We start from the raw sequence: 5,505 nt of genomic DNA on the forward strand, positions 1-5,505 counted from the left end.
CTGACCATGACAGCTGTAGCATTTAGGAGCAGGATAATCCAACTTCGCGATGATTTCTTTATGCGTTCCAGCATCTAGAACATCCAAAATCGTAATGTTAGGGTCTTTGATTTCCAGTAAGTTTGTGATAAAATTTAATTGTTCCATAAGATTCTTTCTAATGATGGTTTGGTCGCTTTTCATTATAGGTCATATGGGACTTTTTTTCTACAACAAAATAAGCTCCATAATCCCTAAAGTGATTTTACCCACTACAGAAATTATAGAGCCGGTTTTTTCTATAACGTTTTTTTCGTTAAAATCACTTAATTTTTGGTATAATTAAACTATGAAAGTATTACTCTATTTAGAGGGTAAGTCAGTTCTGGAGAAATCGGGCATTGGTCGGGCTTTGCAGCACCAAATGCACGCCTTGGACTTGGCTGGTATCCCTTATACGACGGACGTTCTGGGCGATTACGATGTCGTTCATATCAATACCTATGGTCCGCGTAGCTGGCTTTTGCTCCACGCTGCCAAGAGACGGGGCAAGAAGGTAATTATGCACGGGCATTCGACGCGGGAGGATTTTGAAAATTCCTTTATCGGCTCGAATTTCTTTGCGCCTCTGTTTGGTAAGTATCTGGCTTCCATGTATAAAAAAGCAGACTTTATCATTACGCCGTCAGAATATTCCAAGAAGCTCATTCAAGGCTATGGCGTGACAACGCCCATTGTTGCAGTGTCAAACGGGATTGACTTGGACAAATACCAAAAGGATCTTAGAAAAGAAGCCGTTTTTCGTGACCATTTCCAGATTAAGGAAGGCGAGAAAGTGGTGGTCTGTGCTGGGCTGTATTTTAAGCGCAAGGGAATTGAGGATTTTGTCGAAGTGGCGCGCAGAATGCCTCATGTCCGTTTTATCTGGCTGGGCAGTATCAGCAAGTGGATTATTCCGCGTAAAATCCGCAATATCGTTCTCTTTGACCACCCTGATAATGTCGAGTTTCCAGGGTATTTCAAGGGAGCCGTTTTTCAGGGGGCAATGAGCGGTAGCGATGTCTTCTTTTTCCCTTCTTATGAAGAGACGGAAGGAATTGTTGTTCTGGAAGCGTTAGCCAGCAGGCAACATGTTGTTTTGCGTGATATTCCTGTTTATAATGGCTGGATTGATGAATCGTCAGCAGAGCTTTGCCATAATGTGGACGAGTTTGTTAATTCTATAGAAGCAATCTTGGACGGAAAAGTAGACAAGCGAGAAGCAGGCTATCGAGTAGCCCAAAGTCGTTCTATTGACAATGTTGCTCATCAGTTGGTAGAGGCTTATCGAAAAGTATTGGAGATGTGATATGCGAGTTGGTCTTTTTACAGATACCTATTTTCCACAGGTATCAGGCGTTGCCACCAGTATCCGGACGTTGAAAACAGAGCTGGAAAAGCAAGGGCACACGGTCTTTATTTTTACGACCACGGATAAAGATGTCAATCGTTATGAGGATTGGCAGATTATCCGGATTCCTAGCGTTCCTTTCTTTGCTTTTAAAGACCGACGGGTTGCTTATCGTGGTTTTTCGACAGCTCTAGAAATCGCTCGCCAGTATCAGCTGGACATTATTCATACCCAGACAGAATTTTCTTTAGGATTTTTAGGTGTTTGGATTGCAAGAGAATTAAAAATTCCAGTCGTTCATACCTACCATACTCAGTACGAGGATTATGTCCGCTATATTGCCAAGGGGATGATTATCCGCCCTAGCATGGTTAAATACATGGTGCGTGGTTTTTTGAGTGATTTGGATGGGGTCATTTGTCCTAGCGAAATTGTTTATGACCTCTTAACAAAATACAAAATTAAGATTGAAAAACGAGTCATTCCAACGGGAATTGAGCTGGCTAAGTTTGAGCGACCTGAGATTACCGAAAGTAATATCCTAGCCTTAAGAGAAAAATTAGGCATTAAAGCAGATACAACCATGCTGCTTAGCCTATCACGGGTTTCCTACGAGAAAAATATCCAAGCAGTGCTGGATGCCCTTCCTCAGGTTTTAGAGGAAGAAGCAAACGTAGTATTGGTGGTCGCTGGTGATGGTCCTTATCTGGAAGATTTAAAAGAGCAAGCTAAGCGGTTGAAAATTACAGATCATGTCATTTTCACAGGTATGATCCCACCGAGTGAGACGGCACTTTACTATAAGGCAGCTGATTTCTTTATTTCTGCTTCGACCAGTGAAACGCAAGGGCTGACTTATCTGGAAAGTATTGCAAGTGGCACGCCGATTATTGCGCATGGAAATCCTTATCTAGACAATGTTATTACAGATAAAATGTTTGGTACCCTTTACTATGACAAGTGGGATTTGGCGGGCGCTATTTTAGAAGCTATTGTCGCAACGCCAGATATGGACGAAAAACTTCTTGCAGATAAACTTTACGAGATTTCTGCAGAGAACTTTGGCAAGCGAGTCGCAGAGTTTTATCAAGATTTAATAACTGAAAAGAACTTTAAAAAGTTGACAGGGCAAGAAGAAAAACGAGCAGCCCGCTTTGCTAAATCTGTCGTTTATTTGCCTAAGAAAATTGTTGCCCTACCGGTCAATGGCTCTGCTCGAATGATCAAGGCTTCAACAAAACAAATCAAAAAATTACGCCGAAAGAATCAGGAAGAATAAATTGATCGTGCATTTCTAGGAGGTGGACATGAAACTTCTTAAACGCAGTTGGGGATTTGTACTCGTTTTACTCTTTTTCTACAGTATTTATTATCTACTAGTTCCATATTTACCAGTGGATGAACTGACGAAAAAAGGGTTGATAGTAAATAATGTCCTCTTTTATTCACCTCTGGTCACCTTTCTAGTTTCTCTCGTTTATGCAGTGAGTTGTGGTTTTTCATTTTCCTTTTCGTTACTGGCAGGTTTGAGTTTTCTAGTGACTGTTTTTCCATTTGGAGAGTGGATTCCACTTTATCATGTGGTTTATTTTCTCTTCTCTCTTTTGGGAAATGGTTTTGGACAAGGGATTTATTATTTACGCAAAAAGTCTATGGAAAAGCCTTGAAATTTCCTCTAATCGTGCTATAATATGAACAGAGACAAGTCAGTCAGTTCCTTTCTTTGAGAGAGTGCGCGGTTGCTGCAAGCGCATAGAAAGCCTGATATGATACTACTCGACTAGCTTTTATGAAAACATAAAGCGGTGGCCACGATATAGCCAAACATGAGGTTCATGGTTTTTGCCATGGATGAATGAAGGTGGAACCACGCTGCTTGCGTCCTTTGGGATGCAGGCAGTTTTTGTTTTTAAGGAATTAGAAAAAGGAGAAAATATGATTCACATTACTTTCCCAGACGGTGCTGTTCGTGATTATCAGTCTGGCAGCACAACATTTGACATTGCCCAATCTATCAGCAATTCCCTAGCTAAAAAAGCTCTTGCTGGTAAATTCAACGGTAAATTGGTGGACACGACGCGTCCTTTGCTGGAGGATGGTTCGCTTGAAATCGTGACGCCTGACCATGAGGACGCTCTTGCTATCTTGCGTCACTCAGCGGCTCACCTCTTTGCCCAAGCTGCGCGCAGGCTTTTCCCAGATATTCATCTGGGCGTCGGTCCAGCCATTCAAGACGGTTTTTACTACGATACGGATAATGCTGCTGGACAGATTTCTAATGAAGATTTGCCTGCCATTGAAGAAGAAATGAAAAAAATCGTCAAAGAAAATTTCCCTAGCATTCGTGAGGAAGTGACCAAGGACGAGGCACGCGAGATTTTCAAGGATGACCCTTATAAATTGGAGCTAATTGAGGAGCATTCAGAAGACGAGGGCGGCTTGACCATTTACCGCCAAGGTGAGTATGTCGACCTTTGCCGTGGGCCGCACGTGCCGTCTACTGGGCGCATTCAAATTTTCCATTTGCTCAATGTGGCAGGTGCTTACTGGCGTGGAAATTCTGACAATGCCATGATGCAGCGGATTTATGGTACGGCTTGGTTTGACAAGAAAGACCTGAAAAAATATCTGCAAATGCGGGAGGAAGCAAAAGAACGCGACCACCGTAAGCTCGGTAAGGAATTAGACCTCTTTATGATTAGCCAAGAAGTGGGGCAAGGGCTGCCATTTTGGCTACCAGACGGGGCGACCATTCGCCGCGAAATTGAGCGTTACATCATTGATCGTGAAGTGAATGATGGCTATCAACATGTCTACACGCCACCACTAGCTAGCGTTGAGCTCTACAAGACTTCTGGGCACTGGGAGCATTATCAAGAAGACATGTTCCCACCAATGGATATGGGCGATGGGGAACAGTTCGTGCTGCGGCCGATGAACTGCCCTCATCATATTGAAGTCTATAAAAACCACGTACATTCTTATCGTGAGTTGCCAATTCGCATCGCTGAGCTGGGCATGATGCACCGTTTTGAGAAATCAGGCGCTTTGTCGGGTCTCCAACGGGTGCGGGAAATGACCCTCAACGATTCTCACCTTTTCGTTATGCTTGAGCAAATTCAAGAGGAATTTAAGCGCGTGCTAGACTTGATGATTGATGTTTACAAAGATTTCAACATCACAGACTATCGTTTCCGTCTTTCTTATCGTGACCCGCACGACACGGAGAAATATTTTGACAATGATGAAATGTGGGAAAACGCACAACGCATGCTAAAAGGTGCGATGGATGATCTAGGATTAGATTATTTTGAAGCAGAAGGAGAAGCAGCTTTTTACGGTCCGAAGTTAGATGTACAAGTAAAAACTGCTCTAGGAAACGAGGAAACCCTCTCAACTATTCAGCTGGATTTCCTACTTCCAGAACGCTTTGACTTGCACTACATTGGAGCTGATGGGGAAGAGCATCGTCCAGTCATGATTCACCGTGGAATTGTCTCAACCATGGAACGCTTCACTGCTTACTTAATTGAAACGTATAAAGGAGCCTTCCCAACTTGGCTAGCCCCTCACCAAGTGACCATCATCCCCGTGTCAAATGATGCCCATGTAGATTACGCTTGGGAAGTTGCAAAAGAATTGCGCAATCGCGGTGTCCGTGCTGATGTGGACGAGCGCAATGAAAAAATGCAGTACAAAATTCGCCAAAGCCAAACCCATAAAATCCCCTATCAGCTGATTGTCGGCGATAAGGAAATGGCTGACGGTACGGTCAATGTCCGCCGCTATGGTAGTAAGGAAACCCATACTGAAAGTATGATGGAATTTGTTGAGCATATCTTAGCTGATATTGCTAATAAGTCTCGTGTTGAGTAAATAATAGAGCCTGGGACAATAGTCCCTTATCTCCAAAAAAAGCAACGGCAAATCCGTTGCTTTTTTGCATGGTTGCGATAGTCTTGGTAAAATAGAATTGCACAATAAACCATTTAGAAAGGCTATCCCATGCATATTCACTATAACACAAATCAAACAACTTTACCACTAGAAATCAGTTCTTTCTTGCCACAAGACCATCTCGTCTTTACGATTGAAAAAGTGGTGAATACTTTGGAGGATTGTCACTTCCACGCCTT

5 protein-coding genes and 1 pseudogene are annotated in these 5,505 nt (G+C 42.9%); 4 read left to right on the plus strand and 2 right to left on the minus strand.

The window, feature by feature from the left end; genetic code table 11:
* Nucleotides 1–147 (minus strand): annotated as a pseudogene (locus tag A3I3_RS10920) (ISL3 family transposase); the annotation flags it as partial.
* Between the two features lie 181 nt (nucleotides 148–328).
* On the opposite strand from A3I3_RS10920, the gene A3I3_RS0109315 reads away from it, so the two are divergent.
* From A3I3_RS0109315 to thrS, 4 genes are all read left to right on the plus strand, one after another.
* Nucleotides 329–1,327, plus strand: coding sequence for an LTA glycolipid anchor biosynthesis glycosyltransferase, IagA/BgsA family (locus A3I3_RS0109315; RefSeq protein ID WP_018372429.1), 999 nt, complete (start codon nucleotides 329–331; stop codon nucleotides 1,325–1,327).
* Nucleotide 1,328: 1 nt separating this feature from the next.
* On the plus strand, nucleotides 1,329–2,648 hold the full coding sequence (locus tag A3I3_RS0109320) for a glycosyltransferase family 4 protein (RefSeq protein ID WP_018372430.1): 1,320 nt from the start codon (nucleotides 1,329–1,331) through the stop codon (nucleotides 2,646–2,648).
* A gap of 28 nt (nucleotides 2,649–2,676) precedes the next feature.
* A complete protein-coding gene (locus A3I3_RS0109325) occupies nucleotides 2,677–3,036 on the plus strand; it encodes a hypothetical protein (RefSeq protein ID WP_018372431.1) in 360 nt (119 codons plus the stop codon).
* Nucleotides 3,037–3,304: 268 nt separating this feature from the next.
* Nucleotides 3,305–5,245 (plus strand): threonine--tRNA ligase, encoded by a 1,941-nt coding sequence (gene thrS, locus A3I3_RS0109330; RefSeq protein WP_026129766.1) that lies wholly within the window; start codon nucleotides 3,305–3,307, stop codon nucleotides 5,243–5,245.
* On the opposite strand, the gene A3I3_RS11210 is transcribed toward thrS, so the two are convergent.
* On the minus strand, nucleotides 5,223–5,414 hold the full coding sequence (locus A3I3_RS11210; protein WP_081617467.1) for a hypothetical protein: 192 nt from the start codon (nucleotides 5,412–5,414) through the stop codon (nucleotides 5,223–5,225). The two genes, thrS and A3I3_RS11210, sit on opposite strands and share 23 nt — an antisense overlap.
* Nucleotides 5,415–5,505 lie beyond the last annotated feature (91 nt).

It is taken from the genome of Streptococcus massiliensis DSM 18628 (assembly GCF_000380065.1).
Lineage (GTDB): Bacteria > Bacillota > Bacilli > Lactobacillales > Streptococcaceae > Streptococcus > Streptococcus massiliensis.

Bases quoted from the DNA above. Each gene is read 5' to 3' on its own strand.
- A3I3_RS0109315 (WP_018372429.1), top strand. From the start codon at position 329: ATGAAAGTATTACTCTATTTAGAGGGTAAGTCAGTTCTGGAGAAATCG.
- A3I3_RS0109320 (WP_018372430.1), top strand. From the start codon at position 1,329: ATGCGAGTTGGTCTTTTTACAGATACCTATTTTCCACAGGTATCAGGC.
- A3I3_RS0109325 (WP_018372431.1), top strand. From the start codon at position 2,677: ATGAAACTTCTTAAACGCAGTTGGGGATTTGTACTCGTTTTACTCTTT.
- thrS (WP_026129766.1), top strand. From the start codon at position 3,305: ATGATTCACATTACTTTCCCAGACGGTGCTGTTCGTGATTATCAGTCT.